At 73.1% G+C, this 1,023-nt stretch carries 2 protein-coding genes; both read right to left on the bottom strand.

Features of this window, described 5'->3' with window-relative positions; genetic code table 11:
* Window positions 1-182: 182 nt before the first annotated feature.
* Window positions 183-866: a glutathione S-transferase C-terminal domain-containing protein gene (locus tag HUK84_RS19885; RefSeq protein ID WP_176641746.1), complete on the bottom strand. Its 684-nt coding sequence runs from the start codon at window positions 864-866 to the stop codon at window positions 183-185.
* A gap of 75 nt (window positions 867-941) precedes the next feature.
* Window positions 942-1,023: aminomethyltransferase beta-barrel domain-containing protein (locus HUK84_RS23700; RefSeq protein WP_317135323.1), on the bottom strand; the 82-nt coding region annotated here is incomplete at its 5' end.

The following is a 1,023-nucleotide window of genomic DNA, read 5'->3' as shown; positions in this document are numbered from 1 at the left end:
AGGCGCGCGGCACCGCCCGGAACGCCACGTCCGCGAACGGATCGTCCACCGCCGCCCCGACCACCAGGTCCCCGGCACCCGCCAGACGATGCACCAGCAGGCCGATCACCCCGCTGCACCCGGGCGCGAAACGCTCGCGCGGCGGCAGCACGGTCATCACCCTCGGCACGGCCATCAGGCCGTCACGCCACGGATTCGTAACGATCCAGCCGCCAGGCTTCCGGCTCGCGCGCCGCCTCGTCATACCAGCGCACCATCAGCGGATGGGTCCGCACCGACGCCGCATACGCCGCCACCACCGGCGACAGCGCCACGTCATAGGACAGGAACCGCGCGATCACCGGCGCATACATCGCATCGGCGACCGTCAGTTCGCCTCCGAACAGGTACGGCCCCCCGCCCCCGAACGCCGCCCGGGTCTCCGACAGGACGGCTTCGATCCGCGCGACGTCCCCCCGCACGGCATCGGACAGACCGCCGGCCGGACCCTGCCCCCCGAGAGGACGGGCCACCCGCCCCAGATTCATCGGCAGCGCCGCGCGCAGCGCCCCGAAACCGGCGTGCATCTCGGCCGCGATGCTCCGCGCATGGGCCCGCGCCGCCCGCTCCCGGGGCCACAGGGCCGGCGCGATCTCGGCGCAATATTCGCCGATCGCCAGGCTTTCCCAGACCCGCGCGCCGCAATGCTCCAGATAGGGCACCAGCCCGTTCGGCGACACCGCCCTGATCCCCGCCGTGCCCCCGCCGCCCGCGATCGGGATCAGCACCTCCTCCACGTCCAGCCCGGCCAGATGCACGACCAGCCAGCCGCGCAGCGACCAGGACGAATATCGCTTGGTGCCGATGACCAGCCTGCCATCCGCCATGCCCGTCTCCTCCCCGCCCCGGCTCCACTGCCGGGGGCAAACGTAAACGCCGAATGAACGCTGCCGAACGAACGCTCAGGCCGCGCCGGGCACGCGCCGGCGGATGAACCCGCCGCCCAGCACGCGGGTCCCGTCATACAGCACGCAGGCCTGGCCC

It is taken from the genome of Nguyenibacter vanlangensis, from assembly GCF_013376155.1.
GTDB classification, from domain to species: Bacteria; Pseudomonadota; Alphaproteobacteria; order Acetobacterales; family Acetobacteraceae; genus Gluconacetobacter; species Gluconacetobacter vanlangensis.
Note: the sequence above shows the minus strand (reverse complement) of the source record. Positions and strands in the feature narration are given on the sequence as shown.

Excerpts from the sequence above, each read along its gene's own strand:
- HUK84_RS19885 (WP_176641746.1), bottom strand. The coding sequence starts at position 866 with ATGGCGGATGGCAGGCTGGTCATCGGCACCAAGCGATATTCGTCCTGG.